The sequence below is a fragment of the Streptomyces sp. NPDC056738 genome (assembly GCF_042790435.1).
Lineage (GTDB): Bacteria > Actinomycetota > Actinomycetes > Streptomycetales > Streptomycetaceae > Streptomyces.
The window spans coordinates 496907-512499 of the sequence record NZ_JBHTZF010000003.1; the positions used below are offsets into that span (position 1 = coordinate 496907).

Here is a 15593-nt window from a genome sequence, read left to right on the forward strand (position 1 = left end):
GGGGGTGGTGCGTGCATCATGCACAACCCGTCGGTCACCCCCGCCGTCCACGATTCCGAGAGACCCCGCGTGCTCATACGACTCCTGCGGACCCACCTCAGTCCGTACAAGAAACCCATCGCCCTGCTGGTGCTGCTGCAGTTCCTGCAGACCTGCGCCACGCTCTACCTGCCCACCCTCAACGCGCACATCATCGACAACGGTGTCGTGAAGGGTGACACGGGTTACATCCTGTCCTTCGGCGCCCTGATGATCGGCATCTCGCTGGCCCAGGTCGTCTGCAACATCGGAGCCGTCTACTACGGCGCCCGTACGGCGTCAGCGGTGGGCCGGGACATCCGCGCGGCCGTCTTCGACCGCGTCCAGTCCTTCTCGGCACGTGAGATGGGCCACTTCGGGGCACCGTCGCTGATCACCCGCACGACCAATGACGTCCAGCAGGTGCAGATGCTCGCCCTGATGACGTTCACCCTGCTGGTGTCGGCGCCGATCATGTGTGTGGGCGGGATCATCCTGGCCCTCGGCCTGGACGTGCCGCTGTCCGCGGTGCTCGTCGCCGTGGTGCCGACCCTCGGCATCTGCGTGACGCTCATCGTGCGCCGGCTGCGCCCGCTGTTCCGCACCATGCAGGTCCGCCTGGACACCGTGAACCGGGTGCTGCGCGAGCAGATCACCGGCAACCGCGTGATCCGCGCGTTCGTGCGCGACGGCTACGAGAAGGACCGCTTCAGGGGCGCCAACACCGAGCTCACGGAGACGTCGCTGGCCACCGGCCGGATGCTGGCCCTGATGTTCCCGATCGTCATGACGGTGGTGAACCTGTCGTCCATCGCGGTGGTCTGGTTCGGCGCCCACCGCATCGACAGCGGCGGCATGCAGATCGGCGATCTGACCGCGTTCCTCGCCTACCTGATGCAGATCGTGATGTCCGTGATGATGGCCACCTTCATGTTCATGATGGTGCCGCGCGCGGAGGTCTGCGCCGAGCGCATCCAGGAGGTCCTGGGCACCGAGAGCAGTGTGGTCCCGCCCGCCGCCCCGGTCCTGGAACTGCGCCGGCACGGCCACCTGGAGATCCGCGCGGCCGGATTCCGCTACCCGGGCGCCGAGGAGCCGGTCCTGAAGGCCGTCGACCTGGTCGCCCGCCCCGGTGAGGTCACCGCGGTCATCGGTTCGACCGGCAGCGGCAAGTCGACGCTGCTCGGCATGATCCCGCGCCTGTTCGACGCCACCGACGGCCAGGTGCTCGTCGACGGCGTGGACGTCGCGACGATCGATCCGAAGCTGCTGGCCAGGACGGTCGGACTGGTCCCGCAGAAGCCCTACCTGTTCGCGGGGACGGTCGCCACGAACCTGCGGTACGGCAACCCCGAGGCGACCGACGAGGAGCTGTGGCACGCGCTGGAGGTGGCGCAGGCCAAGGGCTTCGTGGAAGCGCTGGAGAACGGGCTCGACTCACCGATCGCGCAGGGCGGGACGAACGTGTCCGGCGGCCAGCGCCAGCGCCTGGCGATCGCCCGCACGCTCGTGCAGCGCCCCGAGATCTACCTGTTCGACGACTCCTTCTCGGCCCTCGACTACGCGACCGACGCGGCGCTGCGCGCGGCGCTCACCGAGGAGACCGCGGAGGCGACCGTGGTGATCGTGGCCCAGCGGGTGTCGACCATCAGGGAGGCCGACCGGATCGTGGTCCTCGACGAGGGCAGGGTCGTCGGCACCGGACGGCATCACGAACTGATGGCGGACAACGAGACCTACCGGGAGATCGTGCTCTCCCAGCTCACGGAAGCGGAGGCCGCCTGATGGCAGGGCCCATGGGACGCATGATGGCCGGGGGCGGCCCCGACCAGCGCTCGATGGATTTCAAGGTGTCGGGCCAGCGGCTCCTCACCCACTTCAAGCCCGAGCGCGCCACGCTGTACGTGATGCTCGCCGCCGTCGTGCTGAGCGTGGGGCTCTCGGTGGTCGGCCCGAAGATCCTCGGCCGGGCCACCGACCTGGTCTTCGCGGGGATCGTCGGACGCCAGATGCCGGCCGGGGCCACCAAGGAGCAGGCCCTCGACTCGCTGCGCGCGAGCGGCAAGGGCGGCGTCGCCGACATGCTCTCGGGGACGGACTTCACGCCCGGCCAGGGCATCGACTTCACCGCCGTCGGGCACGTGCTGCTGCTCGCGCTCGGTACGTTCCTGCTGGCCGGTCTGCTGATGGCGGTGGCGACGCGGCTCGTGAACCGGGCCGTCAACAAGACCGTCTACCGCATGCGCGAGGACCTGCAGGCGAAACTGTCGCGGCTGCCGCTGTCGTACTTCGACAAGCGCCAGCGCGGTGAGGTGCTCAGCCGCGCGACGAACGACATGGACAACATCCAGCAGACGCTCCAGCAGTCGATGGGCCAGCTCGTCAACTCGCTGCTGACCATCGTGGGCGTGCTCGCGATGATGTTCTGGGTGTCGCCGCTGCTCGCGCTCGTCGCGCTGGTCACGGTGCCGCTGTCCTTCGTCGTGGCCACCCGGGTCGGCAAGCGCTCGCAGCCGCACTTCGTGCAGCAGTGGCGCACCACCGGCAAGCTCAACGCCCACATCGAGGAGATGTACACCGGCCACAACCTGGTGAAGGTGTTCGGGCGGGCGGACGAGTCGGCGGCGCAGTTCGCCGAGCAGAACGACAAGCTGTACGAGGCCGGTTTCCGGGCGCAGTTCAACAGCGGCGTCATGCAGCCGCTGATGATGTTCGTGTCGAACCTGAACTACGTGCTGGTGGCGGTGGTCGGCGGGCTGCGGGTGGCCTCGGGCTCGCTGTCGATCGGTGACGTGCAGGCCTTCATCCAGTACTCCCGCCAGTTCTCCATGCCGCTGACGCAGGTCGCGTCGATGGCGAACCTGGTGCAGTCGGGTGTCGCGTCGGCGGAGCGGGTCTTCGAGGTCCTGGACGCCGACGAGCAGGAGGCGGACCCGACGGTGTCGGCCCGTCCCGAGGAACTGCGCGGGCGGGTGGCGCTGGAGCACGTCTCCTTCCGGTACGACCCGGAGAAGCCGCTCATCGAGGATCTCTCGCTGAAGGTGGAGCCGGGCCACACGGTGGCCATCGTCGGCCCGACCGGCGCCGGCAAGACGACCCTGGTGAACCTGCTCATGCGGTTCTACGACGTCACGGGCGGCCGGATCACCCTCGACGGGGTCGACGTGACCTCCATGTCCCGTGACGAGCTGCGGTCGGGGATAGGCATGGTGCTCCAGGACACCTGGCTGTTCGGGGGCTCGATCGCCGACAACATCGCGTACGGGGCCTCGCGGGACGTCACGCGCGGGGAGATCGAGGAGGCGGCGCGCGCCGCGCACGCCGACCGGTTCATCCGCACCCTGCCCGACGGCTACGACACGGTGATCGACGACGAGGGGACGGGGGTCAGCGCGGGCGAGAAGCAGCTCATCACGATCGCCCGGGCCTTCCTGTCGGACCCGGTGATCCTGGTGCTCGACGAGGCGACCAGCTCCGTCGACACCCGGACCGAGGTGCTGATCCAGAAGGCGATGGCGAAGCTGGCGCACGGGCGGACGTCGTTCGTGATCGCCCACCGTCTGTCGACCATCCGGGACGCGGACACCATCCTCGTGATGGAGAACGGGTCCATCGTGGAACAGGGCGCCCACGCGGACCTGCTGGAGTCGGGCGGCGCCTACGCCCGCCTCTACCAGGCCCAGTTCGCCCAGGCGGTGGCCGAGGTCGACTAGGCCCCGCGCTTCCGGGCCCCCGCTGAAGACGCCGGAGGATTCAGCCCCTCCGGCGTTTGAGGAGCGGGGGTCCGGGGGCAGCGCCCCCGCTACGGGACGGGAAGGGGCGGAGGGGGCGAAGAAAGCCGTTGCCCGGCGAGCCCCCTCAGTCCAGATAACCCCGGAGCTGGTCGGCGAAGGCATGGTCCCGCAGCTTGTTGAGCGTCTTGGACTCGATCTGCCGGATGCGCTCGCGCGTGACACCGAAGATGCGCCCGATCTCCTCCAGCGTCCGCGGACGCCCGTCCGCGAGCCCGTACCGAAGCTGGACCACCTTCCGCTCCCGCTCCCCGAGCGTGGACAGCACCGCCTCCAGATGCTGCCGGAGCAGCAGGAACGCGGCGGACTCCACCGGAGACGTCGCGTCGCCGTCCTCGATGAGGTCACCGAGGGCCACGTCGTCCTCCTCGCCCACGGGGGCGTGCAGGGACACCGGCTCCTGGGCCAGCCGCAGGACCTCGCTCACCCGCTCGCCGGACAGGTCGAGCTGCGCCGCGACCTCCTCGGGCGTGGGCTCGTAACCGCGCTCCTGGAGCATCCGCCGCTGGACGCGGACCACCCGGTTGATCAGCTCGACCACGTGCACGGGGACGCGGATGGTGCGCGCCTGGTCGGCCAGCGCGCGCGACATGGCCTGCCGGATCCACCAGGTGGCGTACGTGGAGAACTTGTAGCCGCGGGCGTAGTCGAACTTCTCGACGGCCCTGATCAGGCCGAGGTTGCCCTCCTGGACGAGGTCGAGCATGGTCAGACCGCGCCCCACGTACCGCTTGGCCACGGAGACGACGAGCCGCAGGTTCGCCTCGATGAGCCGGCGCTTCGCCATCCGGCCCATGACGACGATCTTGTCCAGGTCCAGGGCGAGCTGGCTGTCGAGGTCGGGCGTGAGCCGGAGCTTCTCCTCGGCGAACAGCCCGGCCTCGACGCGGCGGGCGAGTTCGACCTCCTCGGCCGCCGTGAGCAGGGGGATCCGCCCGATCTCGCGCAGATACTGGCGGAACAGGTCGGAGGAGGGGCCGCCGGTGTCGGCGGCGCGGCTCCGGGCGGGCTCCACCGGTTCGGGGGCCTCGGTCTCCACCTCCACCTCGACCTCCGCCCCGGGTGCCTCTTCGAGGGCCTCGGGAGGGCCGTCCGGCCCGCCCTCGGGGTGGTGCGCGGCACGCCGCTGCGCGGGGACCGCCCCGACGACGCCGGGATCCGCGTCCGTGTCGGTGGTGTTGTCGGTCTGGGCGAGGGTCTGGGTCTGCACGGGGGCGACCTCCAGGAATGTCGCTGCTGAGGCGTGCGGCAGCGGTGTGTCGGGGATGGGGTCGACGGTCTCGCCGCTGTCCATCCCACAGTCGTTTGGCGGAACCGCGGGGATGGGGAACCCGTCGCGTGCGGGTCGGCCGCGCTCCGAGGACTCAGGCACCGGAACCCAGTGTGGAGTACGACACATCGCCGCCACGAGGGGCGTGCGGTGACTTTTTGCGTCCGGTCCGTGACCGCTTGGTTACTGCCCCGGACGAGTGCGCAGCTCAGCCGGGACGAAACCTGCGGAAGCGACTACGGGATTGGCATGTGCCGGGCCGCCTCGGCCGCCCGTCCGGCCCCGGCGGCCCCGCGGGGCCGCTCCCGGAACAGCTCCGGAGGGGCGCGCGCCGCGCCTCAGAGGGCTTCGGCGCCCCGCTCGCGCAGGGCCTGGCCGTACTGCTGGAGCACCCACAGCTCGTTCTGCACGGCGGCGAGCTGGGCCGGGTCGCCGCCCGCGCTGAGGCGGGACAGGGAGCCCTGGACGTCCCGGATGCGGCGGTCGACGGCGCGGCGGCGGACCATGACGAGCTGGTCGCCCGCGTACGTCTCGTCGACGGTCTTGCGCAGGATCGCCTCGACGGCCAGCTCGGTGACCATGGCGCGCACGGTGTCGTCCGGGGCGGCGTCGCGGACCCGGATCAGGAACTCCTGGGGGTCCTGGACGCCGAACTCGGCGCCGCCCGCGTCCATCACGGCCTGGCGCACGGCGGCGTAGGGCGGGGCGGTGAACTCGTCCATGCCGTAGGCGTCGAACGCCGGGGAGACCAACTCGGGACGCTGGAGGGCGAGTTTGAGCAGCTCGCGCTCGGTGGCGAAGACGGGGTTGCGCAGGGTGAGGGCGGGTCCGCCGGTGGATGCCTGCGGGGCGGCCGCGTACGTCTGCTGGGGGCGTCCGCCGGCGGGCGCGGGGCCCATGCCGCCGCGGTCGCGGGCCCAACGGGCGAGCTGGGCGACCCTCTTGACGACGAACTGGGTGTCGAGGATGCCGAGCATGCCGGCGAGCTGCACGGCCACCTCGTGCTGCGCGCCGCTGTTCTTGATGCGGGCGACGACCGGGGCGGCCTCGTCGAGCGCGGCCGCGCGGCCCGCCGGGGTCTCCAGGTCGTAGCGCAGGACGATCTGGCGCAGCGCGAACTCGAAGAGCGGGGTGCGGGGTTCGACCAGGTCGGCGACGGCCTCGTCGCCCTTGGCCAGACGCAGTTCGCAGGGGTCCATGCCGTCGGGCGCGATGGCGATGTAGGTCTCGGCGGCGAACTTCTGGTCGTCCTCGAAGGCGCGCAGGGCGGCCTTCTGGCCGGCCGCGTCGCCGTCGAAGGTGAAGATCACCCGGGCCGAGCCGTTGTCCATCAGGAGCCGGCGGAGGATCTTGATGTGGTCGCCGCCGAACGCGGTGCCGCAGGTCGCGATGGCCGTGGTGATCCCGGCCAGGTGGCAGGCCATGACGTCGGTGTAGCCCTCGACGACGACCGCCCGGCTGCTCTTGGCGATGTCCTTCTTGGCGAGGTCGATGCCGTACAGGACCTGGGACTTCTTGTAGATCGCGGTGTCGGGCGTGTTCAGGTACTTCGGGCCGTTGTCGGACTCGTAGAGCTTGCGGGCGCCGAAGCCGACGACCTCGCCGCCGATGTCACGGATCGGCCACATGAGGCGGCCGCGGAAGCGGTCGATGGGGCCGCGGCGGCCTTCCTGGGCGAGGCCGGAGAGGACCAGTTCCTTGTCGGTGAAGCCCTTGCCGCGCAGATGGCGGGTGAGGTGGTCCCAGCCCTGGGGGCTGTAGCCGACGCCGAAGTGGGCGGCGGCGGCCTGGTCGAAGCCGCGCTCGGCGAGGAACGTGCGGCCCGTGTCGGCCTCGGGGCTGGTGCCGAGCTGCTCGATGTAGAACTGGGCGGCGGCCTTGTGCGCCTCGACCAGGCGGATGCGCTCGCCGCGCTGGTGGGCGGGGTTGTACCCGCCCTCCTCGTAACGCAGGGTGATGCCGGCCTGGGCGGCGAGGCGCTCGACCGACTCGGAGAAGGTGAGGTGGTCGACCTTCATCACGAACGTGATGGTGTCGCCGCCCTCCTGGCAGCCGAAGCAGTGGAAGAGGCCCTTGCTGGGGCTGACCTGGAAGGAGGGGGACTTCTCGTCGTGGAAGGGGCAGAGGCCCTTGAGGTTTCCGCCGCCCGCGTTGCGTAGCTGGAGGTACTCGGACACCACGGCGTCGATCGGGACCGCGTCCCGAACCGCCTTCACGTCCTCGTCATTGATCCTGCCTGCCACGAGGTGATTCTACGGGGCCGCACCGACACTCCCGGGGCAGGTGGACCGCCACGGTGCCGGGCCAGGGGGCACACCCCGGACATCCCCGGCACGGCGGACGGCGCCGGACCCGGCCGACCGGCGGACGCGCGGCCCGTCGGACGGCGGGCCGAAGCCGCCCTCGTGCGGCCCGGGCGACCGGACGAACCGGTCGGCGGGCCGCCGTCGGGCGGCCTCACGGGCCCGTCACGGGGCCAGGCCCTCCAGCGGGACGTGCGGGTCGGCGAGCGCTTCGATGTCCACCTGGGCCCGGGAGCGGATCAGCCGCTGGATGGGGTCCGTGACGTCCCACACGTTCACGTTCATCCCGGCCAGCAGCCTGCCGTCCTTGACCCAGAAGGCGATGAACTCCCGCTTGGCGGCGTCGCCGCGGATCACCACCTGGTCGTACGTCCCCGGGGGCGCCCAGCCCGAGTACTCCAGGCCCAGGTCGTACTGGTCGGAGAAGAAGTAGGGCACCCGGTCGTACGCCGCCCCCCGGCCCAGCATCGAGCGGGCGGCGGCCGGTCCGCCGTTGAGGGCGTTGGCCCAGTGCTCGACGCGCAGCCGGGTGCCGAAGAGGCCGTGGTGGAAGGAGGCGACGTCGCCGGCGGCGTACACGTCGGGGTCGGAGGTGCGGAGCTGCTCGTCGACCGCGATGCCCCCGCCGTCCGCGCGGTCGGCCATCGTGAGGCCGGCGGCCTCGGCGAGGCCGGTGCGCGGGGCGGCGCCGATGGCGGCGAGGACATCGTGGGCGGGGTGCTCCTCGCCGTCGTCGGTGCGGGCGGCCAGCACCATGCCGTCCTGGCCGACGATCTCGGTGAGCTGGGCACCGAAGTGGAAGCGCACCCCGTGCTCGCGGTGCAGTTCGGTGAAGAGCTCGCCCAGCTCGGGGCCGAGCACGTTGTGCAGCGGGGTCGGCGCGGGTTCGACGACGGTGACCTCCGCGCCGTACTCGCGGGCCGCCGCGGCCACCTCCAGGCCGATCCAGCCGGCTCCGGCGATGACGAGGTGGCCGTTGTCCCGGCCCAGCGCGGAGAGGACGCCCTTGAGGCGCTCGGCGTGGGCGAGGCGGCGCAGGTGGTGCACGCCGGCGAGGTCGGTGCCCGGGATGTCGAGGCGGCGCGGCTCGGCGCCGGTCACGATGAGCAGTTTGTCGTAGTGGACGAGGGTGCCGTCGTCACCGAAGCGGACGGTCTTGGCCGCGCGGTCGATCCTGTCCACGGTCTGGCCGAGGTGCAGCTCGATGTCGTTCTGCGCGTACCACGCGGGTTCGTGCACGAAGACGCTGTCGCGCCCCTCCTTGCCGAGGAGGTAGCCCTTGGACAGCGGCGGCCGTTCGTAGGGGTGGTCGCGCTCGTCGCAGATCAGTATCACGCGGCCGGTGAAGCCCTCCGCTCGGAGCGTCTCGGCCGCCTTGGCGCCTGCCAGGCCTCCTCCGACGATGACGAATGTCTGATCCGCGTCGACCACTTGATGCCTCCTCGTAAGGATGTCGCCATATGCGAGCCTCCCGCACGGAGCGTGATGCGGGAAGGGGTAGTGGCCCGATCAGGCCACGCAGGGTCACACTTCTCCGCTCCCATGGGAACGCGTGGTGAGTCTGAGGTGCAGGGAACGCGCCGAGGCGTCGGTGAGAGATGCGATCTGGTCCACGATCACGCGCTTGCGGGCACGGTCGTCGGCCGCCTGGTCGAACAGCGCCCGGAACTGCGGATCCAGGATCTCGGGGGCGCGGGCGGTGAGCGCCTCGGCCAGTTCGGCGACGACGATCCGCTGGTCGGCGCGGAGCAGTTCCTGTTCGGCGCGCTGCATCACGTACCGGTCGGCGACGGCCTTGAGCACGGCGCACTCCAGCCGGGCGGCGCGCGGCACGACCAGTTCCGCCGCGTACCGGGTGAGGCGTCCGCCGCCGTACCGCGCGCGGGTGGCGCCCTCGGCGGCCAGGCAGAAACGGCCGATGAGCTGGCTGGTGGCGTCCTTCAGGCGGGCCTGCGCGACGGCCGATCCGTCGTACCCGTGCGGCCACCACTCCTGGCCGAGGAGCCGGTCCAGGGCCTCGGCCAGCTCGGCCGGATCGGTGTCCTCGGGCACGTACCGCCCGACGGCCACGGCGAAGATCTCGCGGCGTTCCGGCCCGGCGTACAGGCTGGCCGGGTCGATGTGGCCCGCGTGCAGGCCGTCCTCGACGTCGTGCACCGAGTACGCCACGTCGTCGGCCCAGTCCATCACCTGGGCCTCGAAGCACGTGCGCGTGCCGGGGGCGCCCTCGCGGATCCAGTCGAACACCGGCCGGTCGTCCTCGTAGACCCCGAATTTCGGCGACTTCGGATCGGTGGGACGGGCGCCTCTCGGCCACGGGTACTTGGTGGCGGCGTCGAGGGCGGCGCGGGTGAGGTTGAGGCCGACGCTGACGAGGTCGTCGCCCGCGGCGGCGGAGGCCGGGGTCACCATGTCGCTGCGCACGAAGCGCTTCGGTTCGATCCGGGTGAGCAGGCGCAGCGACTGGGCGTTGCCCTCGAACCCGCCGCAGTCCTCGGCGAATTCGTTGAGCGCCTGCTCACCGTTGTGCCCGAAGGGCGGGTGGCCCAGGTCGTGCGAGAGGCAGGCCGCCTCGACCAGGTCCGGGTCGCAGCCGAGGGCGGCGCCCAGCTCGCGGCCCACCTGGGCGCACTCCAGGGAGTGGGTCAGCCGGGTGCGCGGACTGGCGTCCCACACCTGGATGGGCGCCCCGCCGGACCCGGCCGCGCCGAGCACCTGGGGAAGCGTGCCGGGGGTGACGACCTGGGTCTTGCCGGCGAGGCGGCGCAGGGCCGCGGAGTGCAGCACGCGTGCGCGGTCGCGCTGGAAGGCGGTGCGGCCCGGCCGCTTGTCGGGCTCGGCGGCCCAGCGCTCGACGGCGGACGGGTCGTACACGTCGTGGGCCGCGTGGTTCTCGTACGCCGCGTGGTGTTCGGACGTCGTGTGGTGTTCGGACGTCGTGCGGTGCTCGTGGGCCGGGTTGTTCTTGTGTGCCGGGTTGTTCTCGTGTGCTTGCGGTGCGGTGTCTTCGGTCCTCGGTGCCATGCCTTCCATGCACCGACAGTAGACGCAGGCGGTGACAATCGGGGCGGGGCGGCGTCGGCGCCGGGCCGGGCGCGGGGCGAGGCGCCGGGATCAGGCCGGGATCAGCGTGCGCTCCGGGGCGGGCCCGGGAGCGGCCATGGTCCGGTCGTAGCGGTGCAGGACGAGACGGGCCATCGCCGGGTGGTCGCCGAGTGGTTCGGCGCAGATCCAGGGGGCCTCCTCGGCGACCTGCGTGGCGAAGCGGCCGGGGGCGGTGAAGTACGAGGCGACGGCGATCCGGTGGCGGCCGCGGGCGGCCAGCGAGCGCACGGCTGCGGTGACGGTGGGCGCGGCGGCGGAGGCGTACGCCGGGACGACCGGGACGCCGAGGCGTTCGGCGAGCATCTGGGCGGTGCGGCGGGTGTCCGCGGCCGATTCCGGGGCGCGTGACCCGGCGGAGGCCAGGACGACGGCGCTCGCGCGGCGGGCCGCGTCGCTCGTCCGGGTGCGCCAACCGGCCTCGACGAGGCGGGCGTAGAGGGTCTCCACGAGCAGCGGGTGCGGGCCGAGCGGTTCGGCGAGCCGGGCGCGCAGGCCGGGGACGGCGGCGGCGGTCTCGGGGATGTCGCGCCGGACGTGGTGGCCGCGGCCGAGCAGCAGCGGCACGAGGACGGTGTCCTGCCGGCCGGCGAGGGAGGCGAGCGTGTCGGCGAGGAGGGGTTCGTTCAGCTCGATGTGTCCGAGGTGCACGTCCAGGTGCGGGCGCAGCTCGCGGACGCGTTCGATCAGGGTGCGTACGGTGGCGAGCGCGCGCGGGTCCCGGCTGCCGTGGGCGACCAGGACGAGGGCGGGCGGCGCGGGACGGCGGGTGCCGTCGGGCGCGACGAGGGCGAGCCGGCTGCCGAGCTGGCCGGCGATGCTGTTCATGAGCTGCGCCGCGGTGCCGAGACCCTCGGCGGGGCCGTCGATGTGGCCTTCGACGTGGGCGCCGCGGGGCGGCGGACCGCCGAAGCGGTGGGGGAACGCGTCGCGAGCGGGGTTCGAGGCCGTCATGCGTCGATCCTGGCGGCGGCAGGTTGCCGGGCCGTTGCATGGGCGTGTCCGGCGTCTTCCAGTGCTCCGCGGATCGGCGGCGGCACGGTGTGAGGGGTCCTCACCTGCGGCTCTTTCCCCACGGACGGGCCGGGGTCGGCGTGTCCGGGTGAACCGGACGGCCCTACGATGCGTCTTCGTCCGTGTGACGATCTCTGGGGGACACCGACCATGCCGCGCCTGAAGCGTCCGAGCCTGCGCAGACCGCGAGCGCTCCGTCTGCCGTCGCTGCCCCGCACCCGCCGCGCCCAGAGGCGGGCCGTGCAGACGCTGATGGGCCTCTGCGTGCTGGCGCTGCTCCCGGCGACCTGGCTGCACGTGTCGACGGGCGACCGGCTGCGGACGACGGCGGACGCCCCGCGCACCGAGGTCGCGATCGTCTTCGGCGCCGGGCTGTGGGACGGCGAGCCCTCCCCGTACCTCGCCCACCGCCTGGACGCCGCGGCGAAGCTGTACCGGGCCGGCCGGATCGAGGTCGTCCTGGTCACCGGTGACAACAGCCGCGAGGACTACGACGAGCCGGACGCGATGCGTTCCTACCTCACCGCGCACGGAGTGCCCGACCGGCGGATCGTCAGCGACTACGCCGGCTTCGACACCTGGGACTCCTGCGTCCGCGCCCGGAAGATCTTCGGTGTCCACGAGGCCGTCCTGATCAGCCAGGACTTCCACATCCGGCGCGCTCTCGCCCTGTGCCGGACGGCGGGCGTGCGCTCGTACGGGATCGGCGTGGCCGCCAAGCACGACGTCACCTGGTACTACGGCAACACCCGGGAGATCTTCGCGGCGGGCAAGGCCGCCCTGGACGCCGTGTTCGAACCCGATCCGCGTTTCCTCGGCCCGAAGGAGCACGGGGTGACCCGCGCCCTGGCGGCGGCCCGATAGCGAGGGACGTCCGCACCGGGGGTGGACACGGCGCCCTCCCCGCCGGGACCGACGTGCACCCGTGCGGGTGGCCGTTCCGTGCGCCCCCGGAGCCGGGGTCGTTCAGGCCCCTAGGGTGCGGCCATGGCCGACCGCGACTTGACCCGACGCCGTATCCTCGCGCTCAGCGGGGCGGCCGTCGGTGCCGCCCTGGGCATCGGAGTCAGCTCCTGCTCGACGCGGGCCCCCGAGCCGGGCGCGCACCCCGGCTCCCCGTCGACGGACGCGTACGAACCCGCCGGTCGGTCCGGGTCCGAGTCCGAGTCCGGCTCCGGCTCCGGCTCCGGCTCCGGCTCCGGCTCCGGCTCCGGCTCCGGGGCGACGAAAGCTCCCTGACCGCCGGGCCGTCCGGGCCGGGGTCAGGACGCCCGCCGACCGCGCCAGTCGCCGTCCTCGATCCGTTCGCCGCCGGAGCGCAGGCGCGCCGCCACCGCGGGCGCGGCGACGTACACCCAGGTCCGTACGACCGTGACGCCGTCGGCGCGTACGGCGTCCCGCGCGACCCGCTCGTACAGGCAGGCCGCATCGCCCGGCACGTACTCCTCCAACTCGTCCAGTTCCGCGAGCAGTTCCTCGTACGCCTCGGGCCGCGCGGTCACGATCTCGCCGTACACCGCGCCACCGGGCTCGTCGACGGCGTACGGGTATCCGGGCCCGGCGTAGAGGGCGAGCCCGCGCATCCGCCCCGGTTCCTCGGAGCGGGTACGGCCGCGCAGGAACAGGTCGTGATTGTGTTCGCCGGGACGCAGGGTGCCGTAGACGAAGAAGGGGAGTTCCCCTTCACCGGGCGACTCCCCTCCGCCCGATGGGCCGACGGGGCTCAAGGGGCCGACAGAGCTCAAGGGATCGACGGGGCTCAAGGGGCCGTTTCCTCCTCCAGCCAGCGCAGATAGTCCGGGCTTCCCGCCACCACCGGGGTGGCGATGATCTCGGGCGTGTCGTAGTCGTGGGCGTCCAGGAGGAATTCCTCCAGCGCCGGGTAGCGCGCGACGGTCGTCTTGAACTGGACCCTCCACTCGGAGGCCGTCTCCACGGCGCCCTGCCAGCGGTAGACGGACGTGACCGGCCCCGAGATCTGGGCACAGGCCGCGACCCGCGCCGCCACCGCGCCCCGGGCCAGCGCCTCCGCCTTCTCCGCCGCGTCCGTCGTGGTCAGGACGGCCAGGCAGACCGGCTGTTCCATGATCGCCTCCATTCGTGAGGGTACGGAAACGATTCTCGCCGCATCCCGCACGCACTCGGTCGCCTCTATGGACATGACATGTCATGCACCTTTAAATCGGAGCGGCTTTCCGTGCCTCCCCACAGGCCCTCTCCCCCCACGCCCCTCCCCCACGCGCCTCCCCGAGGCACCTCCCCAAGGAGACCGATGAGTCGAATACGGCACATCCGCGGTTCCTCTCTCGCCACCGCCGGCGCCGCCGTGACGACGGCCACCCTGCTGGCCGCCGCGCTCGCCCCGGCCGCGAACGCCGACAGCGCGCCCACCCGGGCGACCGCGATCGAGAACGCGGCCTCGGTGCTCACGGCCCACGCCGCGAACCTGGGTCTCACCTCGGCCCAGGGCACCACCGTCCGGGACGTCGTCGTCGACAAGGACGGCACCCAGCACGTGCGCTACGACCGGACCTACCGCGAACTCCCCGTGCTCGGCGGCGACTTCGTGGTCCACCTGACGCGGGACGGTTCCTACCGCGGCGCCGACCGGGCGACACGGAAGGCGATCTCGCTCACCAGCGTCACCCCGCAGCTCTCCGGCGCGAAGGCGGCCGGCCTCGCGGTGAACGCGCTGCGCGCCGCCAACCCCGGCGAGGCGCTGAAGAAGGTCACGGCCAAGCCGCGGCTGGTCGTCGACGCCCTGCACGGCACTCCGCGGCTCGCCTGGCGCACCGACGCCGTGGGCCAGGACGCCCTCGGCAACCCGGTCGCGCGCACGATCCTGACCGACGCCCGCACCGGCGCGCGGATCGACGCGTGGGACAGCGTCGAGACCGCGACGGGCGACGGCAACTCCCTCTACGGCGGCACGGTTCCGCTGGAGACGACCGCGTCCGGATCGGCGTACCAGCTCAAGGACCCGACGCGCGGGAACACGTACACGGGCGACGCGGCGAACAAGACGGACCTGTGCATCTTCGGGATCTGCATCAGCCGGGCGCCCGCGACGCTCTTCACCGACGCCGACAACCACTGGGGCTCGGGCACGACCTCGGACCGCTCCTCCGCGGCGGTGGACGCGCAGTACGGCACCGACGCGACCTGGGACTACTACAAGAACGTCCACGGCCGCAACGGCATCGCGGGCGACGGCAAGGGCTCGTACAACCGCGTCCACTACGGCAAGAACTACAACAACGCCTTCTGGGACGACAGTTGCTTCTGCATGACGTACGGCGACGGTGACGGCTCGACGTTCGGGCCGCTGGTCGCGCTGGACGTCGCCGGGCACGAGATGTCGCACGGGGTGACCTCGAAGACGGCCGCGCTGACGTACTCGGGCGAGTCCGGCGGCCTCAACGAGGCGACGTCGGACATCTTCGGGACCATGGTGGAGTGGTACGCGGGCAACGCCTCGGACCCGGGTGACTACCTGATCGGCGAGAAGATCGTCCGGCCCGGCTTCGGCAAACCCGCCCTGCGCTTCATGGACAAACCCTCCAAGGACGGCAACTCGGCCGACTGCTGGAGCAGTTCGGTCGGCAACCTCGACGTCCACTACTCCTCCGGCGTCGCCAACCACTTCGCCTATCTGCTCTCGGAGGGCAGCGGTCCGAAGACCGTGGGCGGGGTCTCGTACGACTCCCCCACCTGCAACGGCGCCACCGTCACCGGCATCGGCCACGACAAGGTCGGCAAGATCTGGTACCGCGCGCTGACGGTCTACATGACGTCCTCCACGAACTACGCGGGTGCGCGCACCGCCACGCTGAACGCGGCCAAGGACCTCTACGGGGCGGGCAGCACCGAGTACGCCGCCGTGGCCGCGGCCTGGTCGGCGGTCTCCGTGGGCTGACCCGCGCCGGACACCCTCCGGCCGCCGCGGAGCCCTTCCGGCGCTCCGGCCGCGAGGGGGTCCCGGTCGCCGTGGGGCGGGGGCGGCCCGGTGGCCGGGCCCCCCCCCCCCCAGAACAAGTACCGCCCCCGCGGGGGCGAGTTCTCCCCCCCCCCCCCCGACAACCACAAAACCCCCCC

12 protein-coding genes are annotated in these 15593 nt (G+C 72.1%); 5 read left to right on the forward strand and 7 right to left on the reverse strand.

Annotated elements, in window-relative coordinates:
• The first annotated feature begins 69 nt into the window (after positions 1-69).
• Positions 70-1803 (forward strand): ABC transporter ATP-binding protein, encoded by a 1734-nt coding sequence (locus tag ACFRIC_RS09825; RefSeq protein WP_382782095.1) that lies wholly within the window; start codon positions 70-72, stop codon positions 1801-1803.
• Positions 1803-3731, forward strand: coding sequence for an ABC transporter ATP-binding protein (locus ACFRIC_RS09830; RefSeq protein WP_382782099.1), 1929 nt, complete (start codon positions 1803-1805; stop codon positions 3729-3731). Before ACFRIC_RS09825 ends, ACFRIC_RS09830 begins: the two co-directional genes overlap by 1 nt.
• Positions 3732-3876: 145 nt before the next feature.
• Here ACFRIC_RS09830 and ACFRIC_RS09835 read toward each other — a convergent pair whose 3' ends face one another.
• From ACFRIC_RS09835 to ACFRIC_RS09855, 5 genes are all read right to left on the reverse strand, one after another.
• On the reverse strand, positions 3877-5181 hold the full coding sequence (locus tag ACFRIC_RS09835) for an RNA polymerase sigma factor (protein WP_382782103.1): 1305 nt from the start codon (positions 5179-5181) through the stop codon (positions 3877-3879).
• A gap of 236 nt (positions 5182-5417) precedes the next feature.
• On the reverse strand, positions 5418-7322 hold the full coding sequence (dnaG, locus tag ACFRIC_RS09840; protein ID WP_382782106.1) for a DNA primase: 1905 nt from the start codon (positions 7320-7322) through the stop codon (positions 5418-5420).
• A gap of 225 nt (positions 7323-7547) precedes the next feature.
• Entirely contained in the window at positions 7548-8813 is a 1266-nt protein-coding gene (locus ACFRIC_RS09845) for an NAD(P)/FAD-dependent oxidoreductase (RefSeq protein ID WP_382782108.1), read from the reverse strand.
• 93 nt (positions 8814-8906) lie between these two features.
• A complete protein-coding gene (locus ACFRIC_RS09850; protein WP_382782111.1) occupies positions 8907-10415 on the reverse strand; it encodes a deoxyguanosinetriphosphate triphosphohydrolase in 1509 nt (502 codons plus the stop codon).
• Positions 10416-10496: 81 nt separating this feature from the next.
• A complete protein-coding gene (locus tag ACFRIC_RS09855) occupies positions 10497-11312 on the reverse strand; it encodes a sirohydrochlorin chelatase (RefSeq protein WP_382782758.1) in 816 nt (271 codons plus the stop codon).
• A gap of 336 nt (positions 11313-11648) precedes the next feature.
• Here ACFRIC_RS09855 and ACFRIC_RS09860 point away from each other — a divergent pair, with 336 nt between their 5' ends.
• Together ACFRIC_RS09860 and ACFRIC_RS09865 are read left to right on the forward strand one after the other, a co-directional pair.
• Positions 11649-12362, forward strand: coding sequence for a vancomycin high temperature exclusion protein (locus ACFRIC_RS09860; RefSeq protein WP_382782114.1), 714 nt, complete (start codon positions 11649-11651; stop codon positions 12360-12362).
• Between the two features lie 123 nt (positions 12363-12485).
• Positions 12486-12737: a hypothetical protein gene (locus ACFRIC_RS09865; RefSeq protein WP_382782117.1), complete on the forward strand. Its 252-nt coding sequence runs from the start codon at positions 12486-12488 to the stop codon at positions 12735-12737.
• 23 nt (positions 12738-12760) lie between these two features.
• Here ACFRIC_RS09865 and ACFRIC_RS09870 read toward each other — a convergent pair whose 3' ends face one another.
• Positions 12761-13225, reverse strand: a complete 465-nt coding sequence (locus tag ACFRIC_RS09870) for a gamma-glutamylcyclotransferase (protein WP_382782120.1) — start codon at positions 13223-13225, stop codon at positions 12761-12763.
• A 32-nt stretch (positions 13226-13257) separates the two neighbouring features.
• Positions 13258-13584, reverse strand: coding sequence for a divalent-cation tolerance protein CutA (gene cutA, locus ACFRIC_RS09875; protein ID WP_382782123.1), 327 nt, complete (start codon positions 13582-13584; stop codon positions 13258-13260).
• 186 nt (positions 13585-13770) lie between these two features.
• On the opposite strand from cutA, the gene ACFRIC_RS09880 reads away from it, so the two are divergent.
• Entirely contained in the window at positions 13771-15414 is a 1644-nt protein-coding gene (locus ACFRIC_RS09880; protein ID WP_382782126.1) for a M4 family metallopeptidase, read from the forward strand.
• Positions 15415-15593: the final 179 nt, after the last annotated feature.